The 19,162-nt window shown below is 63.8% G+C and carries 22 protein-coding genes, 1 other RNA gene and 1 pseudogene; 16 read left to right on the forward strand and 8 right to left on the reverse strand.

Annotated elements, in window-relative coordinates:
- The 3 genes and pseudogenes from XI08_RS33020 to XI08_RS33030 all read left to right on the forward strand — a co-directional run.
- Window positions 1-213 (forward strand): annotated as a pseudogene (locus XI08_RS33020) (hypothetical protein); the annotation flags it as partial.
- A gap of 366 nt (window positions 214-579) precedes the next feature.
- Window positions 580-1,698, forward strand: coding sequence for a DUF2336 domain-containing protein (locus XI08_RS33025; protein WP_271577614.1), 1,119 nt, complete (start codon window positions 580-582; stop codon window positions 1,696-1,698).
- Between the two features lie 100 nt (window positions 1,699-1,798).
- Window positions 1,799-2,041 (forward strand): hypothetical protein, encoded by a 243-nt coding sequence (locus XI08_RS33030; RefSeq protein ID WP_271577615.1) that lies wholly within the window; start codon window positions 1,799-1,801, stop codon window positions 2,039-2,041.
- 258 nt (window positions 2,042-2,299) lie between these two features.
- On the opposite strand, the gene XI08_RS33035 is transcribed toward XI08_RS33030, so the two are convergent.
- On the reverse strand, window positions 2,300-3,037 hold the full coding sequence (locus tag XI08_RS33035; RefSeq protein ID WP_271577616.1) for an SDR family oxidoreductase: 738 nt from the start codon (window positions 3,035-3,037) through the stop codon (window positions 2,300-2,302).
- Window positions 3,038-3,136: 99 nt separating this feature from the next.
- Between XI08_RS33035 and XI08_RS33040 the strand changes: the two genes are divergently transcribed.
- From XI08_RS33040 to XI08_RS33060, 5 genes are all read left to right on the forward strand, one after another.
- A complete protein-coding gene (locus XI08_RS33040; protein ID WP_271577617.1) occupies window positions 3,137-3,763 on the forward strand; it encodes a TetR/AcrR family transcriptional regulator in 627 nt (208 codons plus the stop codon).
- Between the two features lie 166 nt (window positions 3,764-3,929).
- Window positions 3,930-4,358: a universal stress protein gene (locus tag XI08_RS33045; protein WP_271577618.1), complete on the forward strand. Its 429-nt coding sequence runs from the start codon at window positions 3,930-3,932 to the stop codon at window positions 4,356-4,358.
- A 173-nt stretch (window positions 4,359-4,531) separates the two neighbouring features.
- Complete coding sequence (locus XI08_RS33050; RefSeq protein WP_271577619.1) at window positions 4,532-5,017, forward strand: YkgB family protein; 486 nt, start codon at window positions 4,532-4,534, stop codon at window positions 5,015-5,017.
- A gap of 294 nt (window positions 5,018-5,311) precedes the next feature.
- Entirely contained in the window at window positions 5,312-5,575 is a 264-nt protein-coding gene (locus XI08_RS33055) for a hypothetical protein (protein WP_271577777.1), read from the forward strand.
- 180 nt (window positions 5,576-5,755) lie between these two features.
- A complete protein-coding gene (locus tag XI08_RS33060; RefSeq protein WP_271577778.1) occupies window positions 5,756-6,511 on the forward strand; it encodes an outer membrane protein in 756 nt (251 codons plus the stop codon).
- A gap of 308 nt (window positions 6,512-6,819) precedes the next feature.
- Here the strand turns inward: XI08_RS33060 and feoB are convergent, their stop codons facing one another.
- From feoB to ssrA, 7 genes are all read right to left on the reverse strand, one after another.
- Window positions 6,820-8,691 (reverse strand): ferrous iron transporter B, encoded by a 1,872-nt coding sequence (gene feoB, locus XI08_RS33065; protein ID WP_271577620.1) that lies wholly within the window; start codon window positions 8,689-8,691, stop codon window positions 6,820-6,822.
- 37 nt (window positions 8,692-8,728) lie between these two features.
- The gene (locus XI08_RS33070; protein ID WP_011089262.1) at window positions 8,729-9,004 is read right to left on the reverse strand and encodes a FeoA family protein; all 276 of its coding nucleotides are present in this window, start codon (window positions 9,002-9,004) and stop codon (window positions 8,729-8,731) included.
- Window positions 9,005-9,118: 114 nt separating this feature from the next.
- Window positions 9,119-9,370, reverse strand: coding sequence for a ribbon-helix-helix domain-containing protein (locus XI08_RS33075; protein ID WP_018640860.1), 252 nt, complete (start codon window positions 9,368-9,370; stop codon window positions 9,119-9,121).
- The gene (locus XI08_RS33080; protein ID WP_271577621.1) at window positions 9,367-9,555 is read right to left on the reverse strand and encodes a DUF4169 family protein; all 189 of its coding nucleotides are present in this window, start codon (window positions 9,553-9,555) and stop codon (window positions 9,367-9,369) included. The genes XI08_RS33075 and XI08_RS33080 overlap by 4 nt, the downstream gene beginning before the upstream one ends.
- Window positions 9,556-9,832: 277 nt before the next feature.
- Window positions 9,833-11,266 carry a class II fumarate hydratase gene (gene fumC / locus XI08_RS33085; protein WP_271577779.1) on the reverse strand — a complete coding sequence of 478 codons (1,434 nt, stop codon included), beginning with the start codon at window positions 11,264-11,266 and terminating at the stop codon, window positions 9,833-9,835.
- A gap of 89 nt (window positions 11,267-11,355) precedes the next feature.
- Complete coding sequence (locus XI08_RS33090) at window positions 11,356-11,874, reverse strand: SspB family protein (RefSeq protein ID WP_271577622.1); 519 nt, start codon at window positions 11,872-11,874, stop codon at window positions 11,356-11,358.
- A 114-nt stretch (window positions 11,875-11,988) separates the two neighbouring features.
- Window positions 11,989-12,356: a transfer-messenger RNA gene (gene ssrA, locus XI08_RS33095) on the reverse strand.
- A gap of 96 nt (window positions 12,357-12,452) precedes the next feature.
- Here ssrA and XI08_RS33100 point away from each other — a divergent pair.
- The 8 genes from XI08_RS33100 to XI08_RS33135 all read left to right on the forward strand — a co-directional run bounded on the left by XI08_RS33100 (window position 12,453) and on the right by XI08_RS33135 (window position 19,035).
- A complete protein-coding gene (locus XI08_RS33100; RefSeq protein WP_271577623.1) occupies window positions 12,453-13,058 on the forward strand; it encodes a chromate transporter in 606 nt (201 codons plus the stop codon).
- A complete protein-coding gene (locus XI08_RS33105; protein WP_271577624.1) occupies window positions 13,055-13,585 on the forward strand; it encodes a chromate transporter in 531 nt (176 codons plus the stop codon). The genes XI08_RS33100 and XI08_RS33105 overlap by 4 nt, the downstream gene beginning before the upstream one ends.
- A gap of 94 nt (window positions 13,586-13,679) precedes the next feature.
- The gene (locus XI08_RS33110; protein ID WP_271577625.1) at window positions 13,680-14,441 is read left to right on the forward strand and encodes a tripartite tricarboxylate transporter TctB family protein; all 762 of its coding nucleotides are present in this window, start codon (window positions 13,680-13,682) and stop codon (window positions 14,439-14,441) included.
- A 7-nt stretch (window positions 14,442-14,448) separates the two neighbouring features.
- Entirely contained in the window at window positions 14,449-15,963 is a 1,515-nt protein-coding gene (locus XI08_RS33115; protein ID WP_027544749.1) for a tripartite tricarboxylate transporter permease, read from the forward strand.
- Between the two features lie 122 nt (window positions 15,964-16,085).
- A complete protein-coding gene (locus XI08_RS33120) occupies window positions 16,086-17,069 on the forward strand; it encodes a tripartite tricarboxylate transporter substrate binding protein BugD (RefSeq protein WP_027544750.1) in 984 nt (327 codons plus the stop codon).
- Between the two features lie 171 nt (window positions 17,070-17,240).
- A complete protein-coding gene (locus XI08_RS33125; protein ID WP_011089252.1) occupies window positions 17,241-18,035 on the forward strand; it encodes a thymidylate synthase in 795 nt (264 codons plus the stop codon).
- 5 nt (window positions 18,036-18,040) lie between these two features.
- Window positions 18,041-18,526: a GNAT family N-acetyltransferase gene (locus XI08_RS33130; RefSeq protein ID WP_271577626.1), complete on the forward strand. Its 486-nt coding sequence runs from the start codon at window positions 18,041-18,043 to the stop codon at window positions 18,524-18,526.
- Complete coding sequence (locus XI08_RS33135; protein ID WP_027544752.1) at window positions 18,526-19,035, forward strand: dihydrofolate reductase; 510 nt, start codon at window positions 18,526-18,528, stop codon at window positions 19,033-19,035. The genes XI08_RS33130 and XI08_RS33135 overlap by 1 nt, the downstream gene beginning before the upstream one ends.
- The last annotated feature ends 127 nt before the right edge of the window (window positions 19,036-19,162 follow it).

The raw sequence follows: 19,162 nt of genomic DNA on the forward strand, positions 1-19,162 counted from the left end.
CCGCGCCGCGCTCCGCCCAAGGGCAAGCTCGAGCCAAGGGCCGCGCCGATGCCGAAGGCGCCGCAAGCCGCTCCCGCAGCGCCAAGCCCGCCGCTCGCAAGCCAGCAGGTCGCGCCCTTGCCGCCGCCGATCGAGGTGAGGCCCGCGCCGGGCCCTGCGCCCGCAAAGCCCAAGCCGAAGCCGCCGCTGGTGCTGACGCCGTCGAACCCGTAAGGGCGCGCATTCGAACGGCCTGCGGGCAGTCTCCTCGCGGCGCATCCTTCGAGACGCCCGCTGTTGGCGGGCTCATCAGGATGAGGTCTTGTTTCGCGGTGAAATCCGAGACCTCATGGTGAGGAGCGCCGCCTTACGGCGCGTCTCGAACCATAAGGCGCGTGTGCTGCCGCAACCGCAGGCGTCGTGGCAGCCCTTGCCCGCCGGTAAACACATTCCCCCGCATTTGAATGAATTCTCATCGGCAAAACTGATCTGCCGACTTTACCGGATTCTCGCGTTTGTTCCCTAGTGTCGGTTGCCAGAGGAATTCGCCGTCGCGCCAACACAGGCGGGACGGCTCGACCAAGAACTGGGGTGATCGACATGAACGGGGCGAAATCGCTTCTACAGGATCTGGACGACGCGATCGCGCGCGGCACCGACGAAAGCCGGGCACGCGCGTTGTGGCATGCGACCGACATCCTGATCACCGGCCGCTACAGCGACGACGAGATCAGCATGTTCGGCGAGGTCATCGGCCGGCTCGCCGACGAGATCGAGGTTGCCGCGCGGACGCAGCTCTCCGAATTGATGTCCGCTTGCGATCACGCCCCGCTCAACGTCATCGAACAGCTCGCTCTCGACGACGAGATCGCGGTCGCCGGTCCCGTGCTGCGCGACTCCACCCGCATCGACGAGAAGATGCTGGTCGAGAGCGCCCTGACCAAGAGCCAGTCGCATCTGCTCGCGATTGCTCAGCGCAAGTCGATCGGCGAGGCCGTCACCGACGTGCTGGTCAAGCGCGGCGACCAGGAGGTCGTGACGTCGGTCGCCAAGAACGAGGGCGCGCGCTTCTCCGGCTCGGGCCTGCTGCACATGGTCCGCCGCGCCGAGGGCGACTCGATTCTTGCCGAGCAGCTTGGCCTGCGCAAGGACGTGCCGCGCCACATCTTCCAGCAGCTGATCTCGAAAGCGTCGGAAGACGTCCGCCGCCGGCTCGAGAGCGAGCGCCCCGAGATGATGGCGCAGATCCAGAGCTCGGTGACCGAGGTCACCGGCGATCTGCAATCCAAGTTCGGCCCGTCTTCGCGCAGCTACTTCGTCGCCAAGCGCGTGGTGACGACGCAGTACCGCCAGGGCAACCTCAACCAGGATTCGATCTCCAACTATGCGCGCCAGCACCGCTTCGACGAGGTGCAGATCGGCCTGTCGCTGCTGTCGGCGCTGCCGGTCGACGTGATCGAGCGCGCGCTCATGGACCGCAACCGCGAGATGATCCTGGTGCTGTGCAAGGCGCTGAACTTCTCCTGGGACACGACGATGTCGCTGCTGTTCCTCGGCGCCAAGGATCATCTGATCACCGCGCGCGAGCTCCAGGACAATGAGCGCGAGTTCAGCCGGCTCAAGAGCGAGACCTCGCGCAGCATCCTGAAGTTCTACCAGTCGCGCAAGACCGGCGCGGGTGCCGATGCGGGCCGTCAGCCCGAACTCCAAGTCCACTGAGAAAGTCCACTGAGCAAGTCCATTGAGCAAGTTCACTAAGCAGGTCCACTGAGCAGGCTCACCGAGTATCATCCCGGAATTGGCAGGGGAGTATTTGCAAATGTTGCCTCAATTCGGCACCGCCGTTCGCAAGAAGAACCTCAACAACGCCTTCGCCCCCGATGTCGGCGGCGGAGCTCCGGACAGGGCTTCGGTCGATGCCGCCTGGCTCGTGCTGGAAGCCGCCAACGATCTCGGCGATCACGCCGCGATCGAAGCCTGCCGCCGCGTCATCGACGCCGAGCTGAACGGCACCGTGGCGGGCAGCTCGGATATCGATCTCGTGCTGGGATATTTCAGGTAGGGTTCCGTAGCCCGGATGGAGCGCAGCGCAATCCGGGGCCGCTGTGTCTGCGCAAGAAGACCCGGATTGCGCTGCGCTCCATCCGGGCTACGCGACTATTTCCGAGCAGTCATTGCGAGCGCGACGAAGCAATCCAGACTGTCTCCGGGAAAGAGCCTGGATTGCTTCGCTACGCTCGCAATGACGGAGTGTGGGGCGCCGTCATTGTTTGTTCGGTCGGCACATGACGCGCTAAGAGCGACGTAGCTCGAAAATACTTTACGCGTTCGCACCGCCGTCAACGGTCAAGGTCGAGCCGGTGATGTATTTGGCCTTTGCGCTCGCCAGGAACGCAACCGCATTGGCGATGTCATCCGTCGCGCCGTACCGGCCGAGCGCCATGAACTGCTTCAACGTCTCCGCGGTCGGGCCGCTTGCGGGATTCATGTCGGTGTCGATCGAGCCCGGCTGGATGAGGTTGACGGTGACGTCCCTGGGGCCGACCTCGCGCGCCAGCGCCTTCGTGAACGCGGTCAGGGCCGACTTCGTCGCCGCGTAGACGCCGAGCACCGGCGAAGGCACGCGGTCGGCGAAATAGCTGCCGATGGTGATGATGCGGCCGCCCTTGCCAAGGTGGCGCAGCGCGGCCTTGCTCGCGACGATCGGCGAACGGACGTTGACGTTCAGCAGCGCATCGATGTCCCCAAGCGAAATGTCGTTGAGGCCACCCAAGCGCAGAATTCCGGCGTTGTTGACCAGAATATCGAGCCCGCCCAGCGCCGCGACGGTCTTGTCGACCGAGGCCTGGACGGCGGCAACATCCGCGCTGTCGGCCTGGATCGCCACGGCTTTGCGTCCGCCGGCCTTGATGGCGTCAACCACCTTCGCGGCGCTGTCTGCGGACTTCTCATAAGTGATTGCTACGTCCGCGCCTTCCGCGGCCAGCGCTTTCGCAATGGCCGCACCTATTCCTCTGCTTGCGCCCGTCACCAGGGCCCGTTTTCCTGCCAGCGTCATCTGATCTCTCCAATTCTGTAACGATCGACACAGAATATGTGGAGACTTGATCGACCGCGTCAAGCCAATTATGTGTTGATCATTACAGAAAGAGCTGCGATGGCGGGACGACCACGAGAATTTGACCGCGAAGCGGCACTCGAAGCCGCCATGTTCCTGTTCTGGCGCAAGGGGTTCGAGGCGGCCTCGATGCACGACCTCTGCGAGGCCATGGGGGTCCGCTCGCCGAGCCTCTATGCGGCCTTCGAGAGCAAGGAGGCGCTCTATCTTGCGGCGATCGAGCATTACGTGCTGACCCAGGGACCTCCCGTGTGGGACAAGCTCGCGGAGGGAAAAACCGCGCGTGCCGGCGTCGAGAACCTCTTGATCGGGGCGACCGAGACCCTGCCGAAATCGCGCACGGCGCCGGCCGGCTGCATGGCCGTGCTGGGCGCCGTCAGCGACGAATGGCCGGCGACAATCGCTCGCGCGATCAAAAAGGTCCGCCTCGACATGCTCGCCAATCTGCGCGCTCGGATCGAAGGGGCGGTCGCCAATGGCGAACTGCCCGCTGCGACGGACATCGATGCCCTGAGCCGGTTCTACCTCAGCGTCTTCCAGGGGATGGCCATCCAGGCCAAGGACGGCGCCACGCCTGAGGAATTGAGAGGCGCAGCCAAGGCGGCCATGGCCGCGTGGCCGGGCGACAGGAGTCCTGCGTCAGTCTCGGCGGCTTCTCGCCCATAGAGCGACGACGCAACGGGCCATCGCCCGTCCGATTTGCGCCAATGCCGACATCCGGGTCACGGCGTGTTGGGCCGAGAGTTTGATCTATCTCAAGACCGAATCCAGAACGCTGGCCAAGCTTACCTTCGGAAGGCGGCGATACGTCCAGACCGGCGGGAGGTGAAGCATGTACCGGCATATTCTCATTCCGACAGATGGGTCGGAGCTGGCGGAGCATGGAGTGGCGCATGGGTTGGCGCTGGCGAAATCCCTTGGTGCCAAAGTATCTCTCATCTTCGTTGTGGAGCCGTTTTCAGAAATGACAGGGCGGTTCCGTGAAGCAGTCGCAACATATGCCGAGCTGCGCAAGGAACAGGCCACGAGCGCGTTGGATCGCGCGGCAAATGCGGCCAGGGAGGCCGGCGTTTCCTGCGAACTGATTCAAGTGGAGAACGCGCAACCCCATCAAGCCATCATCGCAGCAGCCGAGAATAAAGGTTGCGATCTCATCGTTATGTCATCCCATGGGCGCAGCGGACTCTCCATGCTTCTCATCGGCAGTGTGACCAACAAGGTGCTGACGCATGCGAAAACCCCCGTACTGATTTGTCAGTGAACGTGCGGACCTGGTGAGAGAGTGCTCGCTCGCCACGGACATGCGCATTGCACGCAGCTGTGATGAGCGGAACCTCGCTCCGAATGTAACGACCGACGCTCCCCTCCGTACGGCCTGTAGCGAACGTTTCGTTCGCCAACAGATGCATGTGCAAGCCGGGGAGAAATCGTCGCATGAAGGGATTCAACGTCGCCGAGAATGGCGGCGGTTCTTATCGTCCACTCGCCATTCTCCGCTGGGTCATGGTGATCATATTCGTGTCGTTCGGAATGCAGAAGTTCACACTGCAATCCGCGCAGGGCATCGCCCAGTTCATCACCAACAGTCCGTTCATCTCCTGGCTGTCGATCTTCGGCCTGAGAGGAGAGGCCTATTTTCTCGGTGTTGCCGAATTCGTGATTGCGGCGTTGCTGGTGGCTGGCGCGTTCAGTCCGGTCTTGTCCGCTATCGGTTCATTCATGGGCATGGTGACCTTCGCGATCACATGGTCGTTCTTCTTCACGACGCCGGGCGTCGTCACATGGAGCCTTTCAACCGATCCCATGGCGTGGAATTTGGCCGGCGAGTTCCTGTTCAAGGACATTGTCCTGCTGTGTGTCTGCGCCGTGTTGTTTCTGGCGTCACTGCCGCGATCGGTCATTCGGCTGCGCATCGGCTGAGCGTTGGGGCGTCGCTCATAGCGCGACACATCGGCATCGAGATGTAGCGTGACGAGGTCGGCGAGATCATCGTCGCGCAGTTTCTCGGCGGTCAGTCTGTTGGTGTGGAAGTGATCCAATGAGGTTAGCCGCGTTCGAAGTGAGCATCGATTGTTGCGCCGACGATACCGTCCTGCCGACGTTTTACTCGACCTCCCGATCGCCGGTGTGACGCGCGGGGTTTGATCTGCATCAAATACGCGGATGACGATCGCGCCACAACCCGACTTCGAGGCTCACAGGTTGACAGGTGCGATGATCCCGACTTGGTACGTCAGCTTTGAAATTCAACAACGTGGCGTTTTGCCGAGGCAGCGCAGTCCGCGCGAGACGCGGACGTTCGCGACCGAGGACGAAGCCAAGTTGTTCGCGCGCGCAAAGCTCGATGAAGGCCTCTCTGTTTTTGCAGGTACGATCAATCCTCACGTTCCGAGGCGGCTCATTCCGGCGTCAGATATCCATGCGTGGCTCGGAGACGATGGGCGCCCTCTGCCGCCAGAAGCGTCGAGCATCGATTAAGCACGCTACGGTGCATAGAGATGGCGCTTGGGTGTTGCCATTTTGATACGGGTTTCGAGACTCCTGCCCGCGTAAAGTTTCTCACATTCGCGAACCTTATGCACCCTAGTCCCAGCATGGGTGCTCATTTTTGGACGAGACGGCGAATTCAAACGAAAGAGCAAAAAAGGGGACGAGACCATGAGGAAGTTTTCGACTGCTGCGATCGGCTTCGTGGCACTGAGTATGGCGGCTCCGGCCATGGCGGCCGACATGGCCGTCAAGGCGCCGCCGCCGGCACCAGTGATGGCGGTCTACAACTGGAGCGGATTCTACATCGGGGCCAACGGTGGCTGGGGGCAAAGCCATGGTTGTGTCGACTTCGTAACGCCCGCTGGGACGGTAGCAGGTGGCTGCGCCGATCGCTCCGGTGGTCTCGCCGGTGGACAGATCGGGTACCGCTGGCAAACCAATCAGTTTGTGCTTGGTCTGGAAGCTCAGGGCGATTGGGCCGAGATCAAGAACACGCGCGTCAGCCTGATCGATCCGTTGATCTCGACCACAGGCAAGACCGACGCCATTGGGCTGTTCACAGCCCAGCTCGGTTGGGCATGGAACGCTTCGCTGTTCTACGTGAAGGGCGGCGCCGCCGTGACCCGCAATCGATTCGATATATTCAACAACGTCACCGGCGTCGGACTGGCTTCGGCAGGTCACACGCGCTGGGGCGGCGCCCTGGGTGTCGGCTGGGAATATGGTTTTGCGCCGAACTGGTCGGCCGGTATCGAGTACGACCATCTCTGGATGGGACGCGACAATTTCGGCTTCGCAGGCGTGGTCACACCCGGCGGGGTCACGCTCACCGGCAGCGGGATCAGCCAGGATGTGGACATGGTTACGCTTCGGTTGAACTACCGCTTCGGTGGTTTCGGTGCTCCGGTCGCTGCTCGCTATTGAGTGTGTGTGTCTTCCCGGTGAACTCAGGCCCCGGCATCGACCGGGGCCTTTTCATGGGAAGCCGAAGAAAACGATGGAGGTCCGGCATCAATTCCTGCGATGTGGCAAGGCCAGGCGCGGGTGAACTGTGCGGACTTGTCGAGGATGCGGGCCGCGATCAATCGTTTGCGGACGCTTCCCGATGTTGCGATCATGCAGGTGTTTTGCCCGACGGGTCAAACGAATTCGGATAATTCGTAAGCCATTGATTTCACGCCCCCCGTCTACTGTGCATGGGGTTGTTTTCGCAGTTTTTAGTTTCGAGGGGGCTATCCCGCTCCCAGCGCCACCGCGACGTTGTAGGTCACGAGGCTCGCGGCATAGGCCAGCACCAGCATGTAGGTGAAGGTCACAGCCATCCATCGCCAGCTTCCGGTCTCGCGCCGGATCACGGCCAGCGTCGAGGCGCATTGCGGGGCGAAGATGTACCACGCCAGCATCGACAGCGCGGTGGCGAGCGACCATTTCGTCGCCAGCACCTGGCCGATCTGCTCGGCCGCTTCCTTGCCGCCCTCGATCGCATAGACGGTGCCGAGCGCTGCGACCGCGACCTCGCGCGCCGCCATGCCCGGGATCAGGGCGACCGCGATCTGCCAGTTGAAGCCGACCGGGGCAAGCAGCGGCTCGAGCGCCTTGCCGATAATCGCCGCCAGGCTGAAGTTGATGGCGGGTTCGGTAGCGCCTTCAGGCGGCTGCGGGAACGAGGCCAGGAACCAGATCAGCACCATCATCGAGAAGATCGTGGTGCCGGCGCGGTGCAAAAACATCTTCGCGCGCGTGTAGACGCCGATCGCGATCGATTTCAGGCGCGGCATCTTGTAGTCCGGCAGCTCCAGCATGAACGGCGCCGGCGCGTAGTCGCGCAGCATGAAGAATTTTATCAGGAACGAGACGAGAAGCGCGCTGGTGATGCCGGCGACGTAGAGGCCGAACATCACGAGGCCCTGGAGGTTGATGAAGCCCCAGACGTCCCTGGCCGGAATGAAGGCGGAGATAATCAGCGTGTAGACCGGAATGCGCGCCGAGCAGGTCATCAGCGGCGCAATCAGGATCGTGGTCAGCCGGTCGCGCTTGTTGTCGATCACGCGCGTCGCCATGATGCCGGGAATGGCGCAGGCAAAGCTCGACAGCAGCGGAATGAAGGCGCGGCCGTGCAGGCCGGCGCCGCCCATGATGCGGTCCATCAGGAAGGCGGCGCGCGCCATGTAGCCGAAATCTTCCAACAGCAGGATGAACAGGAAGATGAGGATGATCTGCGGCAGGAACACGATGACGCTGCCGACGCCGGAGATTACGCCGTTCTGCAGAAAACTCTGCAGCAGGCCGGCGGGCAGGGTGTCGTGTACGAGTTCACCGAGCACGTCGAAGCCTGATTTGAGCAGGTCCATCAGCGGCTGCGCCCAGGCGAACACCGCCTGGAACATCACGAACAGGATCAGCGCCAGCACGATCAGCCCGCCGACGGGATGCAGCACCACGGCGTCGATCCGCGCGGTCCAGGTGTCGGGTCTAGCAGGCAGGCTGACGCAATCGGCGATGATGCGGTCGGCCTCGCGCTGGGTGGAGCGCAATTCGGCCACGCTGAGTGCGCGCCAGTTGTTCTCGGCCGGCTCGGCGGCGAGCCGCGCCGAGATCTCGTCGGTCAGCGTCAACAGATCGGCCGTGCCGCCCTTGCGCACCGCGATCGAGGTGACCACGGGCACGCCGAGCTCCTTGGCGAGCCGCTCGACGTCGACGGTGATGCCGCGGCGCGTGGCGATGTCGAACATGTTGAGCACGAGGATCATCGGCCGGCCGGTGCGCTTGAGCTCCAGCAGCAGGCGGATGGTCAGGCGCAGATTGGTGGAATCGGCCACGCAAAGCACGAGGTCGGGCACCGTCTCGCCGGAGGCCTTGCCGAGCACGAAGTCGCGGGTGATCTCCTCGTCCGGGCTGCGGCCGCGCAGCGAATAGGTGCCGGGCAGGTCGACCACCGAGACCTGGCGTCCCTGGGGCGTGACGAAGAAGCCTTCCTTGCGCTCGACGGTGACGCCCGGATAGTTCGCAACCTTCTGCCGGCTGCCGGTCAGGGCATTGAACAGCGAGGTCTTGCCGCTGTTTGGCGTGCCGACCAGGGCGAGATGCAGCAGAGGTAATTCCATGGGATCACTGGTCCGGGATGCGGCGTCCGGTCGCTATCTAGGCGACGATGATGGCCATGGCTTCGCGCCGGCGGACCGCGATCGTGATGCTGTCGACCCGCACGGCGATGGGGTCGCGCCCGACCAGCCCCTCGTGCAGGACCTCGACCCGCGCCCCCTCGACGAAGCCGAGCTCGATCAGCCGGCTCTCGAGCTCGATGTCCGAGAGCGCCGAACCGGTGTCCCGGGCGGACAGGTGCTGGATGACGCCGGTGTAGCCGCGCAGGGCCAGACCCAGCGGCATGTGAGGGCGCGTATCATTGGTGTCGGTCATGCCCTGTATTTTCAACGCAGGGCATTGAGGTCAAGCGCGCCGGTCGGCGGAAGCTGCACCTTAGAGTGATTTTAAAGTGCGGCCGCCCTGGCGGGTCGAAAAGACGCCTCGCGGCTACTGGGCCGGGACCTTGTCCGGCTGGGCGGCCATGGCGCGGCTCTTGAAGTAGTCCAGCACGAACAGGCGGATCGCCGAGGACAGATTGCCCTGCTGGCGATTGCCGTCGATCTCGCCGACGAGCTCGGACAGCGTCATGTTGCGCAGGCCCGAAATCTCCTTCATGCCGTTCCAGAACGCCTCTTCCAGGCTGACGCTGGTCTTGTGACCGGCGACGACGATCGACCGTTTCACGACGGGCGATTTCATGGCTGCTCCTCGCGATCGATCTGATGCTGATCCAGGTGCTCCTTCGCCCTGTCCGCGCGCGTCTCCTCCGCCGACCGCTCCGCCTTCGTGCGGCCGAACTTCGCCCGATTGGCGTCCCCCTGCTTCGCCGAGGCTTCCCGCTCGGCGCGCTTCCGGAAACGATTCAGGTTGATGACGTTCCCCATGCCGCGTCTCCATCATCCGATCCTCTTCAGGCAGGATGAAACATTCCGAAACGAGGCGCCGCGTCGCGCCCCACAAGACTTGATTGTCATTTGCTCGTCCTCGTCAAATCGGCCCCTTGGGCCATCAAACGATGAATTTCGCCCCGCCAAGGGCAGAATGGCTGCGTAACACGCCGTCCTTCCGAAACATTGACGGTAATCAAATCCTGTCCTTTAAGCCTTACAATTATGAGCTTTTTGGCTCCGTATCATTACGGATGACTATCGGAATTCGGAATTACCCCGGTTTCGTCATCTTCTCCGGCTGCACCAAACGGTCGAACTCGTCCGCTGTGACGAAGCCGAGCCGCAGCGCCTCCTCTTTCAGCGTGGTGCCGTTGGCATGCGCCGTCTTGGCCACCTTGGCGGCGTTGTCGTAGCCGATTTTCGGGGCAAGCGCGGTCACCAGCATGAGCGAGCGCTGCATCAGCTCACTTATGCGTTTTTCGTCGGCGCGGATGCCGCTGACGCAATGTTCGGTGAAGGAGCGTGCGGCGTCGGCCATCAGGCGGATGGAGTGCAGCATGTTGTAGGCCAGCACGGGCTTGTAGACGTTGAGCTCGAAATGACCCTGGCTGCCGGCGACCGTGATCGCGGTGTGATTGCCGAACACCTGGCAGCACACCATGGTCATCGCCTCGCATTGCGTCGGATTGACCTTGCCCGGCATGATCGAGGAGCCCGGCTCGTTCTCCGGCAGGATCAGCTCGCCGAGGCCCGAGCGCGGGCCCGATCCGAGCAGGCGGATGTCGTTGGCGATCTTGAACAGCCCTGTCGCGACCGAATTGATGGCGCCGTGCGCCAGCACATAGGCGTCGTTCGAGGCCAGCGCCTCGAATTTGTTGGCGGCGCTGGTGAAGGGCAGTTTGGTGATCCCGGCGACGTGCCTTGCGAACAGTCTTGCAAAGCGCGGCTTCGAGTTGAGGCCGGTGCCGACGGCGGTGCCGCCCTGTGCCAGCGGATAGAGCTCCTTCACCGCGACCTTGAGCCGGGCGATGCCGCTTTCGACCTGCGCGGCATAGCCGGAAAATTCCTGGCCGAGCGTCAGGGGCGTCGCGTCCTGCGTATGAGTACGGCCGATCTTCACGATCCTGGAAAACTCCTTCTCCTTCTTGCGCAGCGCGCGGAGCAGCTCGCCGAGGGCAGGAACGAGATCGGCGGTGATGCGGCTTGCGGCCGCGATGTGCATTGCGGTGGGGAACGAGTCGTTCGACGACTGGCTCATGTTGACGTGATCGTTGGGATGCACCGGCTTCTTGGCGCCGAGCTCGCCGCCGAGCAGCTCATTGGCGCGGTTGGCGATCACCTCGTTGAGGTTCATGTTGGTCTGCGTGCCCGAGCCGGTCTGCCACACGACGAGCGGAAAATGATCGTCGAGGCTGCCGTCGATCACCTCGCGCGCGGCGCGGGTGATGGCATTGGCCCGGCGCTGGTCGAGCAGGCCGAGTTCGCGATTGGACTGCGCCGCGGCGAGCTTGACGATGCCGAGCGCATGCACGAGCGAGATCGGCATGCGATCCGTGCCGATGCGGAAATTCTGCCGCGAGCGCTCGGTCTGCGCCCCCCAATAGCGATCGGAGGGGACCTCGATGGGACCGAAACTGTCGGTCTCGATGCGGGTCGCAGGGCGGGCGGTCTTCGAGCGGGCAGCTTTGGCCATGAGCACATCCATTCCGCCGCACGAAATGCCGCGCGGCCTCTTCATGTGCTCTTCTATATAGGCAGTCTGGCCGGGCGCGAGGTCTCGCGCGGCAGCCTAGATCATTTCTTGCGGAAACGATCGAGCCGCACGACTTCGGCGCCGCCCTGGCTCGGCGGGGTCGGCTCTTCCGCGGTCTCCGCCTTTTCCAGAGCGGGCGCGGGCACCGACACGGCCGAAGGGGCAGGGGCCGCGGGCAACGTCTCCGGCACGACCTCGGCGACATCGGACGTGTCGAACTGGAGGCCGAATTTCACGGACGGATCGAGGAAGCTCTTGATGGCGCTGAACGGCACCACCAGCCGCTCCGGAATGCCGCCGAACGACAGGCCGACCTCGAAGCGGTCTTCGAGCACGGTCAGATCCCAGAACTGGTGCTGGAGGATGATCGTCATCTCTTCCGGATATTGCGCCAACAGGCGCGACGACAGCTTCACGCCCTCGGCCTTCGACACGAAGGTGATGAAGAAATGATGCTCGCCCGGCAGTCCATGGGACGCGGCGTCGGTCAGCACCTTCCGCAGCACGCCGCGCAGCGCGTCGCGGGCCAGCACATCGTATCGGATATGATCGGTCGCCATGGTGGTCCTGTTGCATTCCAGGAGTTGGGCCCTGCCGGCCCGACTCGCCAAGTCGCAATAGTACCGCGCCTGACGGGTCAGCAGGAGTCCCCGCCGGGGAGGAAATCAAAGGTAAGTGGAGGCTTCTGTTGCCAGGTGCCTCCGAACCCCGCCTAACGGAGCTTAACCCGTTAGGACTTTAAGATGGTCTTTCAAACTGCGTTACGCAGCCTGAGCAACCGGAGCAAAGTTGTCGTTGGCAACTATTGCAGTAGCCCGATAACGGCGGAACAATACCGGGAAAAAGCACGCCCTTTACGCCCTCGTCGATCCTATTTCGCCCCCGCCAAAACCCGCTTCTAGGGCTCGCCCGCTGGTGGGCTTTGGTGGAGGCGCCGGGTACCGCCCCCGGGTCCGAATGGTTTATTACGACGACCGTTTATTTCCATAGCCGGCGAACCAGCACCCCCAATATAGGGGGCAAAGGTTTAGAAAGACAGGGGTTTGGGGCGGGCATGGCGCGGTTCCCTTTGGATAGGTTCCGGACAGGCACAGGTCCGATCTTGGCCTCGCGGCGGCCCGCGTTCTAAGCTCCTGACATGTCCACGGATTCAGCACCGGCCGCCCAAGAGCCGGATCATGCCGCAACCTTCGGCCCTCCGCCCAGCCTGGCCGCGCTGTTCGTGGCCTTCGCCCGGATGTCCCTGGCCGGTTTCGGCGGGGTCCTGGTGTTTGCCCGGCGGGCGATCGTCGAGCAGCACCGCTGGATGACGGCGGACGAGTTCAACGAAACCTTCGCGCTCTGCCATTTCCTGCCCGGCCCCAACATCGTCAATCTGTCGATGGTCTTCGGCGCGCGGCTGCGCGGCATTGCCGGCGGCGTTGCCGCCTTTGCCGGGCTGCTGCTGCCGCCGACGCTGATCATGACCGTGCTTGCGATCGTCTACGCCCGGTTCGGCGATGTGGAGGTGCTGCGCCGCATCCTCGCGGGCATCTCCTGCGCGGCGGTCGGTCTCCTGATCGCGGTGGTCTTCCGCATGATGACGCCGCTGCTCAAGCGGATGGACGCGGTTGCGCTCATCCTGATGCTCGGCGTGTTCCTCGCCATCGGCGTGCTTCGCCTGCCGCTCCAGGCGGTGCTGCTGGTCGCGATCCCCGTGAGTGTCGGCGCCACCTTCCTCCTGCGGCGGAAGGTAGCAGCGTGAACGCCGAGAACCCGATCTGGGCGCTGATCTCCACCTTTGCCCTGATGTCGCTGTTCGCGGTCGGAGGCGCTGCGGCGGCGGTGCCCGAGATGCACCGTATCGCGGTCGATGTGCATCACTGGATGACCGACAAGCAGTTCACTGATGCCTATGCGATCGCGCAGCTCTCGCCAGGTCCGAACGTGCTTATCGTGACGTTAATCGGCTATGCGGTCGCCGGCATCCCCGGCGCGCTGGCAGCGACGCTGGCGATGTGCCTGCCGACCGCGCTGGTTGCCTATTATGTCAGCCGGCTCTTGAACCGGCCCAGCCAATCGCGCTGGCCCGGCCTGATCCAGGCTGCACTGGTTCCGCTCTCGATCGGATTGATGGCGGCGAGTGCCCTGATCCTGGCCCAGGCGACCGATCGCACTATTGCTGCGGTGCTTCTGACCGCGATGGTTGCGCTGCTCGCAGCGGTCTCGCGCATCAATCCACTATGGCTCCTGCTCGCCGGAGGCTTGATGGGTTTTGCTGGCATTGTGTAATGAAAATCGCTAGGCAGTGATCCGGGCGAGGGATCCATTTCCAGCCGATTAGAACAACACTGCGCGTGACTTACGGGTCGCGGAGGAGACATGCATGGCCGATACGATGGGCCACTCAGCGACGGCCACCCGAAACACCTCGGTGGCGCTCGGCTTTTGTCTGCTGGCGATTGCGCCGCAGATATTCGAATTCATCTGGTCGATCGGGACGATTTTTGGCTGGGGCGCGGGACGCGGTCCGGCCACCGTTCTGATCAGCCACGCCACCGCGCTGGTCGCGGGCGCTCCCGCGGCACTGATCGGATCGGTCGGCGGTGAGACCAAGAAGGCGTCATCCGACGTGCTGCTGGCGCTGATCTATTCCTATCCGATCCTTGCGGTGGCGATCCTCACGCTGTTCATGACGATCCGGTCGGCCCAGGATTATGTCGGCGGCGTCATTCTGATGGCGCTCGCGCTGTTCGCGCTGTGGGCCTCGAGCGATCTGCAGGGCATGCGCGGCTTCTCCTTCGGTGCGGGCACCGCGCCGCGCATGTTCGGCGGGTTGCTGGTCGCGCTGTCCGCGGGCATCGCCTTGACCGGCCTTCTGACCGATGGGCCGGCGATGGCCCATTATTCCTGGCGCGGGCCGCTGTTCGTGATGGCCTCGATCGTGTTTTTCGCCCTGGCGATCCGGCCGCTCGGTCTCGTGGTGTCCGCCTTCGTCAGCTTCATGATTGCGGCGATGGGCTCGCACGAGACGCGTTGGCTCGAGGCCGCCATCGTCGGCGCCTGCCTGACGCTCGGCTGCGCGCTGCTCTTCCCCTACGTGCTCGGGCTACCGATGCCGATGTTTCCGCGTTTCCTGATCCAGTGAGAGCGTGATGGATATTTTTGCCAACCTCGCCCACGGCTTCGCCGTCGCGCTTTCTCCGATCAACCTTCTGATGTGTCTGATCGGCGCCCTCGTCGGCACGCTGGTCGGCGTTCTCCCGGGTATCGGCACCATCGCAACCGTGGCGATGCTGCTGCCGATCACCTTCGGACTGCCGCCGGTCGGCGCGCTGATCATGCTCGCCGGCATCTATTACGGCGCGCAATATGGCGGCTCGACCACGTCGATCCTGGTCAATATTCCAGGTGAGGCGACATCGGTCGTCACCGCCATCGACGGTCACCAGATGGCCAAGCAGGGCCGTGCCGGCCCGGCGCTGGCGATCGCCGCGATCGGCTCGTTCTTCGCCGGCTGCGTCGCGACCGTGCTCATCGCCGTGCTCGGCGCACCGCTGACCAAGCTCGCGCTGGCGTTCGGCCCGGCCGAGTATTTCTCGCTGATGGTGCTCGGCCTGATCTTCGCGGTCGTGCTGGCCAAGGGCTCGGTGCTGAAGGCGATCGCGATGATCGTGCTCGGCCTGCTCATGTCGATGGTCGGCTCGGACATCGAAACCGGCGCCTCGCGCATGGCCTTCAACATTCCGGAGCTCGCCGACGGTCTCGGCTTTGCGACGGTGGCGATGGGCGTGTTCGGCTTTGCCGAGATCATCCGCAACCTCGACGCCGGCGCCGAGATGAACCGCGACCTCGTGCAGCAGAAGATCACCGGCCTGATGCCGACCAGGAAGGATCTGCGCGATTCCGCGCCTGCCATCCTGCGCGGTACCGTGCTCGGCTCGATCCTCGGCATCCTGCCGGGCGGCGGCGCCGTGATCGCGTCCTTTGCGGCCTATACGCTCGAGAAGAAGATCGCCAAGAACCCGTCGCGGTTCGGCCGCGGTGCGATCGAGGGCGTGGCGGCGCCGGAGAGCGCCAACAACGCGGCGGCGCAGACCTCCTTCATCCCGCTGCTCACCCTCGGCATTCCGCCGAACGCGGTGATGGCGCTGATGGTAGGCGCGATGACCATCCATGGCATCGTGCCGGGTCCGCAGGTGATGCAGAAGCAGCCGGATCTCGTCTGGGGCATGATCGCCTCGATGTGGATCGGCAACCTGATGCTGATCATCATCAACCTGCCGCTGGTCGGAATCTGGGTCCGCCTGCTGCGCGTGCCTTACCGGCTGATGTTCCCCTCGATCGTGATCTTCTGCGCGATCGGCATCTACTCGGTGAACAACGCACCGGTCGACGTCATCCTCGCCGGCGTGTTCGGTCTCGTCGGCTACTGGCTGATCAAGCACGATTTCGAGCCGGCACCGCTGCTGCTCGGCATGGTGCTCGGACCGCTGATGGAAGAGAACTTGCGCCGCGCACTGCTGATCTCGCGCGGTGACTGGAGCGTGTTCCTGACGCGTCCGCTGTCGGCAGTGTTGCTGGCGATCGCGGCGAGCCTGTTGATCCTCACGGTGCTGCCTGCGCTGCGCGCCAAGCGCGACGAGGTGTTCACCGAATCCGAGAACTGATCGCGTCGCGCCTGCGTCCGCGCGCCGCATTCGGAAGTCGAATCGACTTGTGTGATGACTTCGTGACATGAAAATGCCGGCCCTTGTGGCCGGCATTTTTGTTTGCGTCCCGGGGAAACGACATGACTTCTATTCGCGCGCTCGCTACGGGCGCATGTGCCGTCGCGCTTGCATCGCTGTGCGCGTTTGTCGCACCGTCTCAGGCGCAGACCTATCCGACGCGCGGCATCACCATGATCGTGCCGTTCGCAGCCGGCGGCCCGACCGACGTGATCTCGCGCATCGTCACCGCGCACATGGCGCAGACGCTCGGGCAGAGCATCATCATCGAGAATGTGGTCGGCGCCGGCGGCACCACCGCGACTGCGCGGGCCGCGCGCGCGGCCAATGACGGCTATACGCTGATCACCGGGCATATGGGCACCCATGCCGCATCCGTGCCGCTCTATCCGAAGCTTGCCTATCATCCGGAGAAAGACTTCGAGCCGATCGCGCTGCTCGCGGGCACGCCGATCCTGATCCTCGCGCGCAAGGATTTTCCGCCGAAGGACCTGAAGGAGTTCGTCACCTACGTGAAGGCCAATGCCGAGAAGGTGAACGCGGCGCATGCCGGCGTCGGCTCGGTCTCGCACGTGTCCTGCGAACTCTTGCACTCCATCCTCGACATCAAGCCGGTCGGCGTGCCCTTCAACGGCACCGGCCCCGCGATGAACGCGCTGGTGGCGGGGCAGGTCGACTACATGTGCGACCAGATCGTCAACGCCGTGCCGCAGATCAACGCCGGCACCATCAAGGCCTATGCGATCGCAACGGTCGAGCGCAATCCGTCGCTGCCGAACGTGCCGACGACGACGGAAGCCGGCCTGCCTGCGTTCCAGGCCCAGGCCTGGAACGCGATGTTCGCCCCGAAGGGAACTTCGCCGGCGATCGTGGCGAGCCTGAACGCCGCCGCCGTCAAGGCGCTCGACGACGGGACCGTGCGCAAGCGGCTGCTCGAGCTCGGCAGCGTCATCCCCGGTCCTGCGGACCGGACGCCGGAGGCGCTGGCCACTCTCGTCAAGAACGAGATCGCGAAGTGGACCCCGGTGCTCAAGCCGGCAAGTTAGGCAGCACTTTCAAGCCGATAGAGGAGGGGCGGGACGCGAGTTCCGCCCCTTGCCGTTTGCACCGGAAACGCTCACTTTTTCCGGGTATAATCGGTGCAGGCAGCGAATCGCCGCTGTCGCAGCGCGGGGGTGGCCGCTAAGTTCGCCGCCTCCCCAAAGGCTCTATGGCACATGCACCAGTATCAGGACCTGCTCGAGCGGATTCTTTCAGACGGCGCCGAGAAGACCGACCGGACGGGCACCGGCACGCTCTCGGTGTTCGGCCATCAGATGCGCTTCAATCTGTCGGCCGGCTTCCCGATGCTGACCACCAAGCGGCTGCCGCTGAAGGCGATCGTGCACGAGCTGTTGTGGTTCCTGAAGGGCGACACCAACATCAAATATCTGCGCGACAACGGCGTCACCATCTGGGACGAGTGGGCGGACGCCAATGGCGACCTCGGCCCGGTCTATGGTCATCAGTGGCGCTCGTGGCCGGCGCCGGACGGACGCAGCATCGACCAGATCGCCAATGTCGTCGACATGATCAAGCGCAATCCGGATTCACGCCGCCTGATCGTCTCGGCGTGGAATCCGGCCGAGGTGGACAAGATGGCGCTGCCGCCGTGCCACTGCCTGTTCCAGTTCTATGTCGCCAACGGCAAGCTGTCGTGCCAGCTCTATCAGCGCTCGGCCGACGTGTTCCTCGGCGTGCCCTTCAACATCGCCTCCTATGCGCTGCTGACCATGATGGTGGCGCAGGTCACCGGCCTCAAGCCCGGCGACTTCGTGCATTCGTTCGGCGACACCCATCTCTATTCCAACCATCTGGAGCAGGCGAAGCTCCAGCTCACGCGCGCGCCGCGTGCGCTGCCGGTGATGCGGATCAACCCCGACGTGAAGGACATCTTCTCCTTCCGCTTCGAGGATTTCGAGCTCGTCGGTTACGATCCGCATCCGCACATCAAGGCGGAAGTCGCGGTCTAGCGCAGATGTCGCTCAACATCCGCCGCGTGCGTCCGGGGGAAGCCGGGCTCGTTCTTTCCTTCATCCGCGAGCTCGCCGAATACGAAAAGCTCTCGCACGAGGTCGAGGCGACCGAGGCTGACATCGCGGACGCGCTGTTCGGCGACAGACCGCAGCTCTATTGCGCGATCGCCGAGTGGAACGGCGAGGCGGTCGGCTTTGCGGTCTGGTTCGCCAATTTCTCCACCTTCAGCGGCCGTCACGGCATCTATCTCGAAGATCTGTATGTGCGGCCGTCGCATCGGGGCAAAGGCCTCGGCAAGGCGCTGCTGGTCCATCTCGCAAAGGAGTGCGTCGAGAACGGCTGGTCGCGCCTGCAATGGGCGGTGCTCGACTGGAACGTGCCGTCGATCGCGTTCTACAAGTCGCTCGGCGCCGTCATGATGGACGACTGGACGCTGTGCCGAGTCACCGGTCCTGCGCTGACGCGGCTTGCCGGGAGCGAGACCTGATGGAGATCGTCTTCGTCGTCGCGATTGCGGAGAACGGCGTCATCGGCGCTGGCGGCGCGATTCCGTGGCGGCAGAAATCCGACATGGCGCGCTTCAAGGCGCTCACGATCGGCAAGCCCGTGATCATGGGCCGCAAGACGTTCGAATCCCTGCGCCGGCCGCTTCCGGGCCGCACCAACATCGTGATCACGCGCGATGCGGCCTATCGCGCCGCCGGGGCCGTCGTCACGATATCGGCCGCGGATGCGGAGGCGGTTGCGCGCGGCGATGCACTGCGGCGTTCGGTCACCGAGATCGCGGTGATCGGCGGCGCCGAGATCTATCGGCAATGGCTGGATCGTGCCGATCGCCTCGAAATCACCGAAGTGCATGCGCGCCCCGAAGGCGACACGCATTTCGCCATCGACACGGCAAAATGGGAGGAGACGGCGCGCATCCGTCATCCTGCCGGACCGGACGACAGCGCCGATTTCTCCTATGTGACATATCGTCGGCGGCCGCGCCATTAACCGCATTCGCCAATGTTAACATTGACTTTTCCGCCCCCGGGCTTAGCTGCAAAGACAGCCCGGGTTGCGTTGTAAGGGACCTGCCTGTCCCCTATAAAGCCGGACCGGACAAAGCGGGCAGGGGCAA

This window comes from Bradyrhizobium sp. CCBAU 11361, assembly GCF_028128935.1.
GTDB lineage: Bacteria > Pseudomonadota > Alphaproteobacteria > Rhizobiales > Xanthobacteraceae > Bradyrhizobium > Bradyrhizobium niftali.